This is a genomic window from Nocardia sp. NPDC051929, assembly GCF_044548645.1.
GTDB lineage: Bacteria > Actinomycetota > Actinomycetes > Mycobacteriales > Mycobacteriaceae > Nocardia > Nocardia sichangensis.
The window spans coordinates 34,178-51,107 of record NZ_JBIUCG010000037.1; the positions used below are offsets into that span (position 1 = coordinate 34,178).

16 protein-coding genes and 2 pseudogenes are annotated in these 16,930 nt (G+C 63.2%); 10 read left to right on the plus strand and 8 right to left on the minus strand.

Translation table 11 applies throughout. The features are described from left to right. Nucleotides 1-65: 65 nt before the first annotated feature. A complete protein-coding gene (locus ACIHAX_RS35705) occupies nt 66-443 on the minus strand; it encodes a nuclear transport factor 2 family protein (RefSeq protein ID WP_364438639.1) in 378 nt (125 codons plus the stop codon). A 336-nt stretch (nt 444-779) separates the two neighbouring features. Between ACIHAX_RS35705 and ACIHAX_RS35710 the strand changes: the two genes are divergently transcribed. Together ACIHAX_RS35710 and ACIHAX_RS35715 are read left to right on the plus strand one after the other, a co-directional pair. Continuing rightward, complete coding sequence (locus tag ACIHAX_RS35710) at nt 780-1,520, plus strand: hypothetical protein (protein ID WP_364438636.1); 741 nt, start codon at nt 780-782, stop codon at nt 1,518-1,520. A 417-nt stretch (nt 1,521-1,937) separates the two neighbouring features. Further along, a complete protein-coding gene (locus ACIHAX_RS35715; RefSeq protein WP_397282040.1) occupies nt 1,938-2,726 on the plus strand; it encodes a hypothetical protein in 789 nt (262 codons plus the stop codon). A gap of 683 nt (nt 2,727-3,409) precedes the next feature. Here the strand turns inward: ACIHAX_RS35715 and ltrA are convergent. Further along, the gene (gene ltrA / locus ACIHAX_RS35720) at nt 3,410-5,233 is read right to left on the minus strand and encodes a group II intron reverse transcriptase/maturase (RefSeq protein WP_397282042.1); all 1,824 of its coding nucleotides are present in this window, start codon (nt 5,231-5,233) and stop codon (nt 3,410-3,412) included. A gap of 580 nt (nt 5,234-5,813) precedes the next feature. Further along, the gene (locus ACIHAX_RS35725) at nt 5,814-6,167 is read right to left on the minus strand and encodes a transposase (protein ID WP_397282044.1); all 354 of its coding nucleotides are present in this window, start codon (nt 6,165-6,167) and stop codon (nt 5,814-5,816) included. Between the two features lie 237 nt (nt 6,168-6,404). Here ACIHAX_RS35725 and ACIHAX_RS35730 point away from each other — a divergent pair. Further along, nucleotides 6,405-6,527: pseudogene (locus tag ACIHAX_RS35730) on the plus strand (IS110 family transposase); the annotation flags it as partial. A gap of 92 nt (nt 6,528-6,619) precedes the next feature. On the opposite strand, the gene ACIHAX_RS35735 reads toward ACIHAX_RS35730, so the two are convergent. Beyond that, complete coding sequence (locus ACIHAX_RS35735; protein WP_397282046.1) at nt 6,620-7,264, minus strand: TetR/AcrR family transcriptional regulator; 645 nt, start codon at nt 7,262-7,264, stop codon at nt 6,620-6,622. 503 nt (nt 7,265-7,767) lie between these two features. On the opposite strand from ACIHAX_RS35735, the gene ACIHAX_RS35740 reads away from it, so the two are divergent. From ACIHAX_RS35740 to ACIHAX_RS35750, 3 genes are all read left to right on the plus strand, one after another. Next, a complete protein-coding gene (locus ACIHAX_RS35740; protein WP_397080575.1) occupies nt 7,768-7,926 on the plus strand; it encodes a hypothetical protein in 159 nt (52 codons plus the stop codon). Then, nucleotides 7,916-8,119, plus strand: coding sequence for a hypothetical protein (locus ACIHAX_RS35745; protein ID WP_397282048.1), 204 nt, complete (start codon nt 7,916-7,918; stop codon nt 8,117-8,119). Before ACIHAX_RS35740 ends, ACIHAX_RS35745 begins: the two co-directional genes overlap by 11 nt. Nucleotides 8,120-9,569: 1,450 nt before the next feature. Continuing rightward, nucleotides 9,570-10,619: an MlaD family protein gene (locus ACIHAX_RS35750; protein ID WP_364439748.1), complete on the plus strand. Its 1,050-nt coding sequence runs from the start codon at nt 9,570-9,572 to the stop codon at nt 10,617-10,619. Nucleotides 10,620-10,786: 167 nt separating this feature from the next. On the opposite strand, the gene ACIHAX_RS35755 is transcribed toward ACIHAX_RS35750, so the two are convergent. Next, a complete protein-coding gene (locus ACIHAX_RS35755; RefSeq protein WP_364439736.1) occupies nt 10,787-11,116 on the minus strand; it encodes a hypothetical protein in 330 nt (109 codons plus the stop codon). A gap of 1,571 nt (nt 11,117-12,687) precedes the next feature. Here ACIHAX_RS35755 and ACIHAX_RS35760 point away from each other — a divergent pair. From ACIHAX_RS35760 to ACIHAX_RS35775, 4 genes and pseudogenes are all read left to right on the plus strand, one after another. Beyond that, entirely contained in the window at nt 12,688-13,827 is a 1,140-nt protein-coding gene (locus ACIHAX_RS35760; RefSeq protein ID WP_397282050.1) for a DUF1152 domain-containing protein, read from the plus strand. A 383-nt stretch (nt 13,828-14,210) separates the two neighbouring features. Further along, nucleotides 14,211-14,498, plus strand: a complete 288-nt coding sequence (locus ACIHAX_RS35765; protein WP_364439742.1) for a transposase — start codon at nt 14,211-14,213, stop codon at nt 14,496-14,498. A gap of 68 nt (nt 14,499-14,566) precedes the next feature. Further along, nucleotides 14,567-14,899, plus strand: a complete 333-nt coding sequence (locus tag ACIHAX_RS35770) for an IS3 family transposase (RefSeq protein ID WP_364439751.1) — start codon at nt 14,567-14,569, stop codon at nt 14,897-14,899. Continuing rightward, nucleotides 14,890-14,994 (plus strand): annotated as a pseudogene (locus ACIHAX_RS35775) (hypothetical protein); the annotation flags it as partial. The gene ACIHAX_RS35770 and the pseudogene ACIHAX_RS35775, both read left to right, overlap by 10 nt. On the opposite strand, the gene ACIHAX_RS35780 reads toward ACIHAX_RS35775, so the two are convergent. The 3 genes from ACIHAX_RS35780 to ACIHAX_RS35790 form a co-directional block, all read right to left on the minus strand. Then, entirely contained in the window at nt 14,992-15,180 is a 189-nt protein-coding gene (locus ACIHAX_RS35780) for an AMP-binding protein (RefSeq protein WP_364439754.1), read from the minus strand. The pseudogene ACIHAX_RS35775 and the gene ACIHAX_RS35780 overlap by 3 nt on opposite strands. Nucleotides 15,181-15,189: 9 nt before the next feature. Further along, entirely contained in the window at nt 15,190-15,429 is a 240-nt protein-coding gene (locus ACIHAX_RS35785; protein WP_397282065.1) for a hypothetical protein, read from the minus strand. A 44-nt stretch (nt 15,430-15,473) separates the two neighbouring features. Then, nucleotides 15,474-16,930, minus strand: a 1,457-nt coding sequence (locus ACIHAX_RS35790; protein WP_364439745.1) for a thioester reductase domain-containing protein, incomplete at its 5' end; no start/stop codon positions are given.

The window sequence follows — 16,930 nt, forward strand, 5'->3', positions numbered from 1 at the left end:
AGTTGAGCGCAAGCCCCTTCCCGACACCGGGAAGGCGGTCGGCTTTGTCCGCATGGAGTGCAGACTCATCTGCTTGCGGCGAGTGCGCGACCTATCGCACCGGCATCGTAGGGATTTTCCCAGTGCTCGATGATTCTGCCGCCATGGAAGCGCCACAGCCCACAGAAGGGCATGGCGATATCGTGGGTATTGATCGTGGCGCGCAATACGCCGAGAACAGCTCCGAAGTGATCGTTGGCGACGATGTCCTGCACATCCATGACGCGGGTGTAGCCGGTCAGGCGGTTGAAGGTCTCCACATGATCGATCACCGCCTCCATGCCCACTACCGGATCAAGGCTACGGTCGGCAGGGTGCAGGACAATGTCGTCGGCCGCGCGGTGCCGTAGCGAAGTCGCATCGGTGTAGATCTCCTGCAATACATCGACATTAGGATGATTCATGCTCCGGGCCTTCCATGAGGAACTCGACTACGGCGGATATGGCAGATATGGCGCTGATAAATGTACCGCTCCGACAGGGACTCTGCCAGGCATTCGGCTCCGTCGCGGATTCGGCAGTGGGAGTCGGTGGGGTGCGAGAGCGTGCGGTGCGAGAGCGAGACTATTCGACGGATTACAGTCGTGGCATTGAGCCCCCGTCAGGCTCCAGAGACCCGCCCATGCACCACTGCAATTTGCAAGGTACTCGCGGAGAGCATATGATTCGCGGACACCGATCGAGCAGTCAAATATCACTGATCGGCGGCGATCCCGGCGGCGAGACGGACTAGGTGCCCCATGATCACTCAACCTTCCCACGCGACCACTTCGGGTTCGGGTACCGGTCTGTATTGGCTGGATGCCAGCAGATTGGCCCGGATCATCGACTACGTCGAGTCGCAGTCGACTCCCGAATTGCTATCGGCGGTGCTAGGCGTCGACAACTCCGCCGCGGCGGAGGCATCCCGATTCCTGTTGCGACACTGTAGCTTTGACCACGTCGGAATCCTCCTCTTTCCAACCGATATCAGCGAGATGCCGAAAACCCTGATACGGAACGGTTTCGAATTGGAAGACACCATGGCCAGCACAATCGTGCAACGCCGGGTATGCGATCGATACGGAATTAGACCAGCCGACCTACGAATCCACATCCACCATTTCACCCGACCGGCATCGGGCGCGCAACGGCCGATGCGAACCGAGATATTCTTCCCCAGCCACGACAGCACCCCATCGGCCATCGGGCGCATGATGCGAGCCGACGAGCGTAAGCACAATCGGGAGGCCCATTTCGCCTTCCGGGTCGACGGTGACGACGAGGCGTTCGCGATGCTGTGGCGGTTCCTCACCGGCCCCGGCGCAATGCGCCCGGACGGGGGCGGCTACAACCCGAACCACGAGGGCGGCGGCTGTTCGACTTTCTACTTCGCCTCTGACTCGGTCCCATTCAGCCCCTGGCCGCGCCGGCTGGAGCTTATCCGCGGCGGCTACCACCCGCCCATCGAACATGTGGATCCACAAAGGATCCCGACATGATTGAGATCGCAGGTAACCGGTCGGGGGCGCGGCTGTGCGGAGGCTCAAGTTTTCGCTAGCTGGTGGATGATGTTGCGGTGTCCGATGGTCCGCGCCCTCCATATGACAGTCAGCTGCTCGGGTGGAGCGGCAGACGGCGATGATGAAGCAACAGGCCGCCCGGATAGGCCGGACATCGATCCGAAGCGACAGCCGGGGCGCACTTGGCGCAATTCCCCGCAGCCTCCCTCAGCTGATCGCCATTTCGCAAGACTGCACCGAAGTCATTGCGAAGCAATGTTTCCTGGCGGAGGCCCTGCTTCCAGCACGCACAAATATAACTGTAACGCTAGTGCTGTGTTCCTCAATGACCATGTATCTTGTTGAATCGTCACGAGTTGGGGGACCACTTCTTCCTAGCGGAAGATGGTTCCCATAATGGTCGAAGCGTTACCCGTCCCGACCGTGGCCGACCGAGTGATCCAGGCATCGTTGAAGCTGGTGCTGGAGCCGATTCTCGAGGCGGATTTCTTGCCGTGTTCGTCTGGTTTCCGGCTCAACCGCCGGGCCTGGGGCGCTGTTGCCGAACCGCTCGGCCGGGCGCCCTCGGCCAACGCCTTCTTCATCCAGATCCGCCGCGTCTCGAAATGGACCTCCACCAACGGCGCGAAGCGCTACGCCGACATCCACGGATTGCTGGCCAAAGGCCAGACCATCCGCGGCATCGGCATCCGACTCGGGCCGGCCCGCGGCACGGTTCGACGGATCGCCCGCGCCGAGTCGCCAGAGGAGCTACTGGTCAACAACCGCACCGGATACCGAACCAGCCTGCTCGACGAGTTCAAGCCCTACCTGCATCAACGCTGGAACCAGGGCTGCACCAACGCCGCCAGGCTGTTCGAAGAGATCCGATCACGAGGCTACCGAGGTCGAGCCAGCATGGTCCGTGCTTGCCTGCAGCGCTTCCGGACCACGGCGCACATCCCGCCACCGCCACCGAAACCGCCGACAGTCCGCAAGGTCACCGCCTGGATCATAACCCACCCAGCCAACATCGACCCCAGCGATCAGCGTCAGCTCGACGCGATCCTGAAGACCAGTCCCGCACTTGAATCGCTCGCCGCCCATGTCCGCGCGTTCGCCACGATCATGACCGAGCGTCGCGGCCGGGAACTCGAACAATGGATGACCAGCGTCGATGCCGACAACCACCCGGCCTCGTGGTGATCGGCGATGTCTGGAGCGACGGCGATAGGATGGTCGTGGAGGCTGTGGTTGCCACGCCGATGGCCCGGTGCTCTGGATGCGGAACGGTGTCTGGACGTGTGCATTCCCGCTACCGACGCCGGTTGGCCGCCGCTGCGGTTGCCGGGCGCACGATGGTTCTGTCGCCCACACATCGGGGGGAACCGCCCACCCTCCGAGCGCTCGGTGTGAAGACGGCATTGCGGGCGGGCGCGTTCCGCCGTGGAAACGCCGATGACGACATCTTCGTCCACGCGATCGGCACACTCGTCGCTGAGGGGGCAGCACAGCTAATGCAGCCTTCGTGGTGACCTTGGAATTTACCCGTGAGGAGTTCATCGATTTCGTCACCGACTGCACCGTCGTGCTGGCGACTACGGTTCCGACCAGTAAGAGCGTATCTGAGCATTCGGCTGCCGGTCGGCATGGGATGCCTGGAAAGTAGCTTCCACCTCCACAACCTGGGCGGGACCATCGCCTGCTGTGGCCGAACTCGCCCCGCCCCCGGGCCCGGCCGGAACCCGATGCCATCAGTCATGACCGCTGTGCAGGACAGTACTTGTGAATGGTGGCGGCGATGTCGGCGAGAGAACGTCCAACGATCGGCCTGGCATGACTATCGGTGCGCCATGACGTGAGGTTCCCCCGCATTGTTGGAGGACGGACTATCGGGTTCCAGCCGGAACCGGGTGATGGTAGCTGGCTTCGAACTCGGCGGGTGATCGCCAGCCCAGCTTCTTCTGAATGCGCTGGCCGTTGTACCAGCCATCGATATAGGCGAACAGGGCGTTCTCGGCCTCGTCCCGGGTCCGCCAGGCCCGGCGATAAACCAACTCGGTCTTCAACGTGGAGAAGAAATTCTCCATCAACGCGTTATCGTAAGAATCTCCGACCGAGCCCATCGATTGCGCGATCCCGTTGTCGGCCAGCCGATTAGCGAACCGAATCGCCGTGTAGGTCGAGCCCCTATCGCTGTGGTGTATCAGCTCACCGTCGCGGATGTCACGACTCCAAACCGCGAACTCCAGCGCTCCGAGCACAAGCTCGGTGTCGCAGCGGTCCGAGGTTTTCCAGCCCACGATCCGGTTGGAGAACGCATCCCGCACCGCTGCCAGCCAGAACGCACCCTGACCGCACGGGATCCTGATCGCGTCGGCCACCCACAACCGGTTCGGCCGGTCCGCGGTGAAGACCCGCTCGACCAGATCCGGTGCCGGCGCCGCCCGTGGATCGGTTCGTGTCGAGGCGATGCGCCACCGTTTCCGTAGGAACGCGCCCTGCAACCCGGCGCCACTCATCACCCGCTCCACCCGTTTGCGGCCGACGGAGATGCCGCGCCGGGCCAGCATCGCATGCACCCGCGGTTCGACCGCCCGCCGGATCGTCTTCAGTTTCCGCTTCACGGCCAGCACGGCCTTTTCCGACGGATACGTATAGACGTGAAACTGGCGGGTGCCTCGTTTCCGGTGACGCTGGATGCGCCACCCGAGGAAATCCAATCCCTCGTCGATATGGGTGATCAGGGTCTTCTCCGGTGACAGGCGCAAACCCATCGTCGCCAAGACCCCAGCGATCTCCTCACGCAGGGCTTCGGCGTCGGCGCGAGTGCCCGACACCATCAAACACCAGTCGTCGGCATAGCGGACCAGCCGAAAATTCGGCAGCCCATGACGACGGCGCCTGGCCCGATCGACCTTGCTGGAGGCCGGGCCGCCGGGCGCGTTGGCGATATGTTCGTCCAGCACCGACAGCGCGATATTCGCCAGCAGCGGCGAGAGGATACCGCCTTGCGGGACACCACCGCTGGTGTCTTCGAGCTGGCCATCCTCGGCGAGGATGCCCGCCTTCAGAAACGCTTTCACCAACGCCAGGACGTGTTTATCTCCGATGCGTCGACACACCCGCCTCATCAGAGCAGGGTGGTCGATCTCGTCGAAGCACGCCTTGATGTCGCCTTCGACGACCCAGTGGTAATTCCGGGGCCGGGTCGTCAGATAAAGCACCTCGGCAACAGCGTCCCAGGCCCGACGGTTGGGCCGGAAACCATACGAACACGGCAGGAAATCTGCCTCGAAAATCGGTTCCAGCACCAGCTTCAGTGATGCCTGGACCACCCGGTCGGCCCCGGTCGGGATCCCCAACCGGCGCAACCTGCCACCGGCTTTCGGGATCATCCGCTCGCGCACCGGCATCGGGCGGAAGCTGCGGTCCTTCACCCGCGAGCGCAGCTGGTCGAGGAAGTCCCCGACCCGGTCGAACACCCTGACGGACCAGGCTGTTCGCCCGTCCACCCCGGCAGTTCGGGCACCCTTGTTCCCGCTCACCCGATCCCACGCCACCAACAAGAACGCAGGATCACACACGAGGTTGAACAGATCATCGAACCGGCGACGAGGATCGTCGCGGGCCCAACGGTGCAGTTTCGTCTGGATCTTCAGTACCCGTCGGCGCGCCTCGAACAGCACCGCGTCCGGATCGTCGGTATTCACCGGCGACACAAGTTCCTCCTGACCTTCCAGTCCATGAAACCGCTTGTCTCGCTGACCCCCTTCGCCCTGCGGCCGCCTCTCGCGACCCCCATTGGCGGGTCGTCACTCCCGCGACTACTACGGGGCCTCCGCCCCACCGACACAGGTCCTCGATCGGAACAGATCTCCCGATCCCGTCCGGGCTGGCTGCCCGACCCGAAATTCACGGTCCCGCATGGTGGTTCCCACGTTCACCAGGTAATCGATCGGTCAGGGAGGCACCCAGCTCTACTCCGGCAGCATCGCCACGGTTACGCCGCAGACCTTCACCATGGCCACCTCACCGCTCGAGATATGCGGCTTCGGAGCCGAAACCCTTGGAACTAGAGAATTTCGATCGCTGCATACCGGCCCACATCCACCAGGTTGGAGCCGGCTTCGCTGTTACGGAGCTTCGACCACTGGTTCGCTCACGCTGCACCTTCTGACCTCGCCCAACAGGCCCGCACCGTCTGGCAGTTCCGGCACGACCCGCCCTCGTCGGGGCCGCTTGCCACCCGATACCGGTGTTCCTCCAGACCAGGCTGCCCCCAGGCTTCGCTCAGGTCGCTGCGACGACCCGAGGGAGACGGTCTCTCACCACCTCTCGACTATCCCAGCGCCTCGTGGCGCACAGCTCCGAGGCGAAATACGCACTCGCAGACCGCAGAATGTCGTTGACCCGCTCCAACTCGGCGACCTGCTTACGCAGCCGCTTGTTCTCCTCGGCCAAATCGGACGCCTCCGGCTCCGGTCGCTGACCGGTGTCGGCTTGTCGGATCCAGTTCCGCAAGGCCTCGTGATGGACCCCCAACTGCTGGGCGAGCTTGCGGATCGTCGGCTTCGGGTCCGATTCCAGATACAAGCGGACCGCTCGAGCCTTCAACTCGTCCGGGTATTTCTTCGGTGCTGCCACGCGGGGCTCCTTGCCGGTCCTATCGGACCATGCTCAGAGCCCTCCAAGGAAGCGGGGGAACCTCAACGAGCAAGGTTGGCGCAGCTGTGCCTGGTCAACGACGTCCTCAGGATCGCAGGGACGATCAGCAGCACCGGATTTGATGTCCGGCCGAGTTGCCTTGCGCCGAGCGTGACAGATGAGGTTTTTTAGAAACCCACCGATGGACATCGGCAGGGTGCTCCGGGCCGACCCCACCGCGACGAAGGAAAGAAACACAACGCGGCCGTCATCTGCCCGCCCCGCCGCCGCTGCGACGTCCTCTACGCCACGCTCAAAACCAAACAGCTCGACCGAATCCCCGAGTCCATCATCGCTTGACGAAAACCATAGGGACACCCAAGTCAGGACAAAGACCAGCTCACCCATCTTTGAATCACTGGCATTGAGACTAAAGGCCGTTTGTGCCGCGCTCATTCAATGCCATAGATTGTCCGATCCCATATTTCGAATATCGCGTCACTAAGCCCCGGAGTTGGCTCACCGCCGCCCGCGCGTGCTCGAACCTCGCGCTCCAAAATGCGTTCGTTCATGAAGACGAGGGCCTCAGCTATCACGTTGGCATCTGTACCAGCAGGAGCGCGGCCGGCAGTTCGTTCGTCGGAGATCTTGGCTCCAACCCGCTTGACCAACTCCTCCATCCATCCCTCCCAGAGTTCGCGAACTTCCCGATCGCTGCCGACAGCATCCCAGGTTGCCGCCATGAGATTGATATTTTGCTCGCAATACGAAATGACTGCTTCGAACCCCGCCCGGAGGGCATGGCGGGCGGACCCATCAACCATATGCCACGTACCCGAACCTTCCAGCAACTCCTCATAAATCCCCTCAAGAAGCGCGGCGACAGCTGCGGCCTTTGTGGGGAAGTAGAAGTAGAAGGCCGACCGAGTCACGCCAGCGGCTTTCGCGATGTCTGCAATGCCAATCTGCGCGAGAGCTTCTTTTTCCAGGAGTTGTTCAAGCGCTTTCAATAACGCGGTTCGTCTTTCCTCGCCACGACGAGGAACGCGCTCATATCGACGCCGAATCTTGTACTCGTTCTGTTGGACCGATGGCACTCAAAGATGATAACATAAACTAACTACTGTCGAAGTTCATCGACAATAGTCAACTTTTGCAGACATTGAGATCGCCACCGCCAGAGCTGCTGATAACGAGGCATACGAAGATTCCTTCCGTTCAGCCGTGCGACCTTCCCCTCGCCCGTCGCCCCTGGGTGGACAGGGACGCTTCTGCTATCACCCCAGGCTTCGCACCCCGCAGTCACTCACGACGCACGCCAGGATGGGGACGGTCCCAGAGACACTGGACCGAATCGCGTCCTCGCCAAACGACCTCCAATCAAACGCGACCACTCGCAACGTGCGACATCGCGTCGCGCGGCTGCCCCAGCTGTCGGCTGCCAGGAGGAAGGGACCACATCGGAGCTGGTTTAGCCAGCAGCATGGGACCGTCCTGTTAGCTAGTGATGGGACCACTTGACCGGCAGGTTTTGCCAGTTATGGGACCACCCCGGCGTGGCAGCTGGGGGTTCTCGGTCGCTCGGCCGCTGCATTAGCGGATGAGCTACCGGGAGGTTTCGGTGATCGAGATCAGGGAGATGCTGCGGCTGTGGCTGCAGGGTCGTGGGCTGCGGGAGGTGGCCCGGTTGTCGGGCACCGACCGCAAGACCGTGCGCCCGGTATGTGGAGATGGGCCAATCCTGCGCGGTGGACCGTGACGGCGGGGTCGAGCAGTTGACCGACGAGCTGCTGGCCAAGGCGATCGGCGGGGTCCGCCGTTCCCGACCGTCGGACTGGGCCGCGACGGTCTCCCAGGCCTCGCTCTTGCCGTTCACGTCGGCGGGGTGTGTAGGGATGTATCCGCTGGTGGCGGTCCCGTGGAGAACTTTCGCGAAGTCACAGGCCTTGTAGCAGGCTCGGTTGTCGGTGACGATACTGTAAAGGTGGTCGATGCCGTGACCGCGAAGGACGCTCACGCCCGAAACACGAAACGCCCAAGCTTCGGTATACGCCAGCCAGGGATAAGCCATCGACTGCGGAATGTAGGAAGACATAGCCCGTGCGAGGCGCGCACACCTTGGCGCGGGCGACGGTCTCGGCCTGCTCGGAGCCCGCGCTGACTGCCTGGTCACCGTTCGCACCGCGATGTCGACCCCGGCGGCTTGGAGTTCGAACGCGATCCGCCGTACCGACCTCTTGTTGTCCCGGCGCGACCGCTCGATCCGGGCGACGACCGCTACCTCGGTCGCGCCCGGCTGCCGGTGGGGTACCGAGGACCGGTCCTCAAGTCCGACCTCACCGAAGCGACGCCATCGATTGACCGACTTCGACGCGCATAGATGATTTGGTGCGGCGGTAGATCCTGACCTGCGCTACCTCAAGTTTGCTCCACGTACGTATCTGTGCCAGGTGGACGGATGCGCAGCACTGTCCTACCTGCGCATGATATTGAATGAATTCGGTAGGTATAGAGAGGCGAGATGCCCGGTCATACATGCCGCCAATACTCGGAACCGGACTGACCCCGTCTGTCGGCGCTTCGGTGATGCGAATCAGATTCAAGTCACGCCGACTTGCACAGATCTGTACTCACTGAAACCGCCGCATGCAAGTGCTCGGGTGGGCGGTTTCGCGGGACGCTTTGATGACAGGCTGGATGAAAGGAAAGGGTGGGTGAGCAGAAACTTCGGATTGGGCGGAACTCCGCGCCGCGGACTGGCATGGCGAGGCGGTCGACTTCCGCAGGCACTCGCATACTAAACGCCGATGGCGCGACGGTCGGCGATATGGTGCTCGCCGTACCGGACATTGGTTGCGATTGGAGCGATGTGTCCAGCGAGAGGCCGAAAGGACTTTTCTCGCAGTGTAGACGCGTCAGCGTCATGAACGTGCCGATGATCCATCGACCGGACATTCGAGAACGCCGATCACCATGGGCGGGACGATCAGAGCCAGCGACAAGCTGGTGCTAAAATCTCTTTCCTCGGAGTCCAAGCCGAGGCCACTGAAGTTGACGTCGCACCAACTGTCCACGGCGGCATGATCGGCGCCCCGATGGGCGGGGGTTTACAGAGATCCGCTAGTCAGCGCGCTCAATAGAATGAAGGCGCAAGAAATCGTCGCCCGACGGTCGATCACCCACTGTCACCGCTGGCGGGATTCTTGGCACCGCGCCACAGTCCTGGATCCGCATCGCTGATTGCCCCAGCGGGATCACGCAAGAGCTCCGTAATTGACCCCTTCCATCCAGTATCTTCCTCCCGGAGGGATGAAGTGTCAGGCAAGACAGTGAGGCATCTCCGTGCTGAAGTTCAGTTCGGCGAACAAGTTCAGGCGGGTCAAGGCACTCGCGATCAGCACGATGGCACTTACGGTGGGCGGCTGCTCGCTGTTGCCGAACGCGGCGAACGACGCGTTGAGGGATACCACGCGGATCACCGCTGATTTCGACAACATCGCCGGTATCTACGAAGGCAACCCCGTCACCGTCCTCGGACTCGAGGTCGGCAAGGTCGAGAAGGTTACACCGAAAGACACGCTCATCGAGGTCCACCTGTCGATCGAGTCTCGCGTGAAGATTCCGAAAGACGCGGTGGCGGCGCTTATCTCGCCGTCCATCGTCACCGATCGTCACATCGAACTCACCCCAGCCTACACACAGGGCGAGACCCTCTCAGACGGCGCACACCTACCGAAGTCGCGGACCAAGACCCCCGTCGAACTCGACACCATGATCAAGACCATCGATCAGTTCGCGGCGGCGCTGAAAACGCAGGAAGACGCCCAGGGGCACGGCCCGATGTCGGGCCGGGTGCTCTACCCCATGCTCGAGGGCAACGGCGCGAAGATCCGCGACACCCTCGAAGCGCTGTCGGCCGCGCTGAAAGTCGGGGTCGACAACAAGGACGCGATCTCGAACATCATCCTCAGGCTCAACGAACTCACCGCCATTCTCACCGAGAACGACCAAGCAGTCCATGATTTCAGCAACCGCATGACCCAGATGTCCGGCCTGTTCGCCGAGCAATCCCCCGGTCTGCAGGCGACACTCGACCAGCTCACTACCTTCCTCGCCAATACCTCCAGCACCCTCGGGCAGTACCAGGACCAGCTCGCGGGGACGTTGACCGGACTCACGAACGTCACCCGCCAGCTTCGCGACAACGCCTCCGGTCTCACCGAAGTCGCCGACCTCGCAGCCCTGGTGTTCGGGAACATCGACAACCTCATCGATCGCGAAAATAGCTGGGCGCGAGTTCATGTCATCATCCCTACCGCCCTCAACGGTGAGATTGTCAGTCTGTTCTGCGAGCGGGTACAGATGAAGGCCGACGGTTGCCGCACCGGAAACATGCACGACTTCGGCCCCGACTACGGCCTAACCGCCGCGCTGCTCGGACTGACGAAATAGCATGAGATCTCGTCTCCGTAGCACAGGGTTGGCTCGTCGCGGTGCAACCCGATCGCGGTTCCTTGCCTGTGGCAACCGTGAGGCTACGGATAATTGTTTGTAGGCTTGTATATCGAACCGCGTCCAGGCGCCCCGCGATTGAGTCTCAAGGCGACTGGCCCGGAGACTCAATACCCGATTTCGTGGACGACCGCGTCGGCGCGCACTTGCAGGGCCGCCCGCAGGACCATCCGGGACACCGACATGTTCGACAGATGCCCGGACAGTGTGATCACCGCGTGCGCTGCGGCGCGGCGGCATTCCTGGATCAGATCGACGAACGCTGGTCGAAGCAATCCGGTGTCCGGTGGCGGTTCATGGAACACGGTACCCAACTCGTAGCCGAGCGAGCGGTCAGCGGCCCGCAATGTGTTTTCACCCAAATCACCTTCGCCATCAGCAACCTCGATCAGGCCATCGCGCAAGTACCCGTAGGCAAGAGGTAGTAGTGCAGTCATCTACGAATCCAGTTGATGACCGCGGCCCACTGAGCGTCGTTGCCCGAATCGGCTCCATGTCGTTGTGCACAGTAGGGGTGGCCCTCGTCGCTGACAGACATCAACCGCACGGTAAAACGCTCCACGCCGGCACCTGCGCCCGCCGATACTCCTTATCGTCGTCGTACGGGTGGACAATCCACATCAGCAAACAACGAATTTCTTCCGGACAGTACCTACGTAGTAGGTAGGGCCGATCATCCTCCGCGTGGACGGAGCTCCTTCACCGCCGCTCGACATACACATCGGCGTGGCAGTGTGCTGGGTCGAGGTGGGTTCCTGCGAGCGTGAGGTTCCGACACCGGTCGACACGCCGCAGGCTCAGTCGTGGTGAAGCGATAGGCACTGGGCTGCGGCGGCTGCTGGGCGCCGGACCGGTGGAGGCTCGGCTATGCCCGTGCCCCGGCTCGTCCTCATCGACAACCCTGCCCGATCGGCGACCTCGACGCGATATGAACCGTCGACGGGTCAGAGACCTCTCACCGCAGCGAAAGCCTCGAGGGTGCTGCTGCGCGCTGCCATTGAATTAGTCGACAGTTCATCCTTTCGGTCGGCGAGCGACTGGCCGCTGAATTGAGACAGTCCTGGTTGAGTCGGCCGTAACGCGGTCCTGGTGTTGCTACCGGTCCGTTTCTGTGGACCGTTCGCCGAGCCCGGCGTGGAGGAGTGCCCATGCACTGCCCCCCGGTCTCCGACCATGTCCTCCCATGCGGCCTTGAAGGCGCGTTTCCCCGGCCACTGCCGGTCGGGATTGAGCCGCCGCGCGGCGGCTTTATCGGCGATGTGGGAGTAGTTGTATATAGGGAGAGTCATTGGTGTAGTCGGCGACCGCGAATCTGCGCTGTGGATGCCCCGACGCGGTCGATGGCCTGCAGCGCGTTGACCAGATCGGCCGCCAACGGCGTGTTCTACTGCTGTCCGTGCGTGAGGTAAGCGCGGGCGGCCGCGCGCAGAATGGGCGCGGAGAACGCCGCGCTGAGCTGCACCCTGCCCGTGCTCGTCATGGGGGCTACATCGCCACCTACGCCGCCCACCACGTCGGAGGAACAATTGCGCGGCCGCGCTGAGTCGGGTTCAACTTACTCGCGCCGACCTACTCGATGTCCGCGACCATCACCGCAGGGCTGGATCCGATATACTCCTCATGCTCGGCGGCCACCAAGCCAAGGCGATGCCGACACCGATCCTCACCGACCCCCGGGTGCGCGGATGCGCCGCCCTGGTCATCGGGGAAGCCGAAACCCGCGTAGTCGAAGAAGGCCACTGGGCCGAGGCCGGAGATCCAACAGCGCAGCCAACTCGGCGATCCGGTCCGTGGCGCGAGTTCGGCGAAGGCGTTTACCGCTTCGGCTCTCAGAGGGCCGGGCCAAGCCGATTGGGAGGCAGCGCATGCTCGGAAGGAACGTCTGCACTGGGCGGCGGGTCACCACGAATGATATGGTCCCGCAAAATTTCTGCGATCTGCGGGCGCTTCGCGCCGAACATTATACACCACTGGCCAATATAGGAGTCGGATTGATTGGCGCACGACGATGACGACAGTAGCAATCGCAGCTGGCGGAGGCGGCGACGCAGTTACGGCGGCGCTGCTCGCCGACAAGATGACAACTCTGCGGGTCGCCGCCATCATGAGTTTCTCGTGGGACCGGCTGATGATCGACCCCGCCCCCGGTCCCAGAAACCGGGCCGACTTCGACGGGTTGATCGATCGGGACGGAGTCTCCGAGGTACCATCCACGGCGGTTCTACGCGCCGACGGCGAATCGACACTTCCGCGTCTTGCCAAGCATATCGGGCGGCCGCTGCTCCTGATGGACATCGAGGCTGGGGTGACGGGACTCGCGCACCAGATTCGCTGCGCGGCAGCACTTTTCGGAGCCGATGAGCTCGTGGTGATCGACACCGGTGGTGACATCCTCGCCACAGGAACTGAGTCAAATCTACGGAGTCCACTCGCCGATTCCGTCGCCTTGGCCGCCGCGATTTCCACCGGGCTGCCGACTCAGGTACTCGTGGCAGGTATCGGCGTTGACGGCGAACTGTCCCCTGCGGAGCTCGAAGCTCGGTTGATCGCCCTGGATGCCGAGGAATTCGTCAACCTGATACCTGAGGATGCAGAAGAAATCGCCAACATCTGGTCGTGGCATCCATCGGAGGCCAATGCGCTGCTGGCAGTGGCTGCCTCCGGCTGGCGTGGCTGTGTCGAAACCCAACGCGGTGCTGTCGTAGACGTCACCGAGGCCACTACGCGGGTGTACAGAATCGCCGCCGCCGCTGCCCTTGCCGAGTCGTCGCTGGCAGCCCTCCTCACGCGGACATCGACTCTCGAAGAGATCGAACACTTGCTGCGTGAGCGCCGCGGATACAGCGACATCGATGTCGAGCGCAATCGGTTGGTACACCGCTCCCCACCGCGGATGCCTGATGCGAAAACGCTCGCCATCATCGACGGCTATTGTGCCCACGCTGACGCGCGAGGCGTTGATGCTCTCACAGTACGGCGCGTCATCGAACTCACCGCCGCGACTCATCCGGCGGCGACAGCGGCGCTGCGCGAACACCTCGCCCGCAGCCGACCCGGCAACTTCCTGCCGCCCCTCTACATGGTGCAGCCGGCGAAGGGCCCCGCTCTGCCCGATGATGCCGCCTTGTCATCAGGAGCCAGGAATTGAAGGCCGCCGTGCCGAGGTATCGTCTCGCGGCGGTGGCCGGTACGCCTGGGATGACGAGGGTGAGGCGTGGTCGATCAGCTGCGGCAAGCAGGGCGTGAACTACTTCCGAAAACAGATGCCCGGCGACCCCGCCGCCGCCCGCAGGCGGCAACCGACTCCAACCGCGTCGCCGCCGCGATACCGGACATCAAAGACTGCTCGCGGACCGATCCTTCGGCCGCCAGCAGGTGGAAGTGGTTGCGAGCAAAGGCTCCAGGCGCTGGTGCCGACGCGGCAGACGCTGTCGTCGGACACATACCCACCGTTTTGTTATCGATACATACGGTTGCCGTCTTCCGGACATCAATGGTGAGGCGAGATACTCGCCTCCAGAAGGAGTCTGGATGCCACCAGCACACCCGCCGGAGTTCCGTCAGCGCGCGATCGAGTTGGCACGCAGCAGCGACCGGCCGATCGGTCAGGTCGCGAAGGGTTTAGGGATCTCGGAATCGTGCCTGCGGAACTGGCTGCGGCGTGCCGATATCGATGAGGGCGCCCGGGAGGGCGTGACCAGCGCTGAACGCAAGGAACTCGCCGAGTTGCGGCGCAAGACTCGGCAACTCGAACTGGAGAACGAGGTGCTGCGTAAGGCGGCGGCCTACTTCGCCCGGGAGAACGTCCTCCTAAAATAGTGTTCCCGGTGGTCGCGCAACTGGCCAAAACCGGCATCCCGGTCACGGTGGCGTGCCGTGTGCTGCGGGTGTCGACCTCCGGGTATTACGAGTGGAAGCAGCGGGGGGAGTCTGCGCGTGCTCGCGCTGATCGTGAACTCACCGCCACGATCACCGACGTCCACATCGCGTCGCGTGGTATCTACGGTGCTGCGCGGGTGCATGCCGAACTGCGGCTCGGTCGGCGGATCCGAGTGGGTCGCAAACGTGTGGCCCGGCTGATGCGCAGCGCTGGGCTGGACGGAATTTCCGCCGTCGCCGAGGCTGCACCACGCGAGATCCGCAGGCCAGTCCGCACCCGGACCTGGTCAACCGCCGCTTCACCGCCGAGGGCCCGGACCGGCTGTGGTGCATGGACGTGACTGCGCACCGCACCAGCGAGGGCTGGGTGTACTGCGCGGCCGTGCTCGATGCGTTCTCCCGGCGCATCCCCAGTTGGTCGATCGCAGACCATCTACGCGCCGAACTGGTCTGCGACGCGGTGGACATGGCCCGCTGGCGGCGCAGACCGCCCGACGATCACGCCGGTCGGACGCGAATCCTCGAGCGCATAAGCGATGCGGTCGGCCAAGTAGGTAAGATCCACCGGCACATAGCCCGCACCGGTCTTCAGCACCACGAGCAGCGCGACTACCAGGTCCAGCGAGCAGGATCACCGCGACTGGTGGTTCCGTACGACGCCGCCGGCGATCAGCCGGCGCGCCAGCACGTTCGCGCGCCGATCCAATTCGGCGCAGGTCAGCGATTCGATATCGAACTTGGCTGCGGAGCTGTCCGGATGCGCGGCCACCGCCTGCTCGAACAGATTGACCAGCGTGGTACCGGCTGCGCTGAATCGCTGCGGATCACCATCCAATCCGGACGGCACCCAGCGCTGCGAAACACTGTTCATGTTTTCCTCTCGGAAAGAAACGTCCGGTGCTTCGGCACATTGCCTCATCGGGACTCGACGAGGTCCTCCGGTGGACCGTCATCGCTCCGGACCGGGAAGAAGCCCGAGTCGATGAAGGATCTGACGTAGGCGTCAAGTACGGCAGCATCGATAGGTGGGCAGTGGATGTGCTGTTTAGCGAGCTCGGCACGAGTATGGGTGTCGTCGATCGGGGCCGTAACCGCTCCGTAGTTGCCGCTTACCAACGCGGCGCGCACCAAGGAGTCGTCGCCCGCCGCATTACGCGCCGCGGCTTGTTCGGCCAGCATCGTCGCGGTCTCTTGGTCTGAGGTGATTGCAATCGGAATCCCCTGTCTGCGGAGAGCTGCGAAGACATCGCGAATTGGCACCGGCCGCGTATTCACCAGGTGGTACGCCGCACCGATCGCGGGCCGGTCGGCCAGCGCTACGATGGCGGACACCACGTAATTCACAGGTACCAGCGACATCGCGGCGTCGGCTGTCTCGGGGGCGTGCCCGAGGATGGCGGCCGCCCGGATCATATTCCAGAACGAGTCGTCGACGCTGTTCACACCGAGCCGCGGGTCGCCGCACACGATGCCGGGACGGTAGATGCTCACTGGCACTCCGCGTGCGCCCGCCTGCCGAACCAGTTGCTCGGCAACCCATTTGCTGGCCACGTATCCGTTCTCGGACACCTCGCCGAGGCTCAATTCCGCATTCTCCCCGCCGATGAAATCCGGTGTGGTGGCGGCCGGTATCACGGCATTGACGGTGGAGACGAAATGCACGGACTTGATCCGGCCGGTGGTCGCAAGGCCGAGCACCTCGCGGGTACCCGAGACGTTCGCCGCGCGCAGCCTTGTATAGGGCTCGATGTGGTTCACGCGAGCTCCATTGTGGTAAATCGTATCGATCCGTTGGGCCAGCCGCGTATAATCGGCATGGTCGAGCCCGAGGCGGGGCGCGGCCAGATCGCCTGCAACAGCGACGATTCGGGTTTGGTAGGAGTCGTTCCAGATCCGGTACTTCTGCAGGGCGTCGCGGATCCGCTTGTGTGCCCGCTCGTCATCATCGCCACGCACCAGGCACCAGACGCGTACCGGTCTGCTGGCCAGCAACTCTCGCAGCAGGTGTGCGCCGACGAATCCGGTCGCACCAGTGAGCAGGACATCCCGAGGGGCTGCGGTGAACATGGGTGCGACACCTTCGGTACTGATCTCTGGTCCGAGAACGACATCGGTGTCGATCGTGGCGCCGTCGTCGGAAGTGAACAGCGCCGCGGGTTCGTCCGGATGGTCGATGCGGGTGGCCAGGCCGCGCACCGTCGGTGCGGTGAACAAGGCCGTCATCGGCAAGTCGATGCCGAGCCGGGCGGCTAGCGCGCGCTGCAGTGTGAAGGCCATCAGCGAGTTACCGCCCAGCTCGAAGAAGTCGTCGTCCAGGCCGACCCGCTCCACGCCGAGCACCTCGGCGAAGGTCTCGGCCACGATCTCCTGCA

Coding starts and splice junctions, on each gene's coding strand:
- ACIHAX_RS35705 (WP_364438639.1), bottom strand. CDS start 443: ATGAATCATCCTAATGTCGATGTATTGCAGGAGATCTACACCGATGCG.
- ACIHAX_RS35710 (WP_364438636.1), top strand. CDS start 780: ATGATCACTCAACCTTCCCACGCGACCACTTCGGGTTCGGGTACCGGT.
- ACIHAX_RS35715 (WP_397282040.1), top strand. CDS start 1,938: ATGGTCGAAGCGTTACCCGTCCCGACCGTGGCCGACCGAGTGATCCAG.
- ACIHAX_RS35740 (WP_397080575.1), top strand. CDS start 7,768: ATGAGCTACCGGGAGGTTTCGGTGATCGAGATCAGGGAGATGCTGCGG.
- ACIHAX_RS35750 (WP_364439748.1), top strand. CDS start 9,570: ATGGCACTTACGGTGGGCGGCTGCTCGCTGTTGCCGAACGCGGCGAAC.
- ACIHAX_RS35755 (WP_364439736.1), bottom strand. CDS start 11,116: ATGACTGCACTACTACCTCTTGCCTACGGGTACTTGCGCGATGGCCTG.
- ACIHAX_RS35760 (WP_397282050.1), top strand. CDS start 12,688: ATGACGACAGTAGCAATCGCAGCTGGCGGAGGCGGCGACGCAGTTACG.
- ACIHAX_RS35765 (WP_364439742.1), top strand. CDS start 14,211: ATGCCACCAGCACACCCGCCGGAGTTCCGTCAGCGCGCGATCGAGTTG.
- ACIHAX_RS35785 (WP_397282065.1), bottom strand. CDS start 15,429: ATGAACAGTGTTTCGCAGCGCTGGGTGCCGTCCGGATTGGATGGTGAT.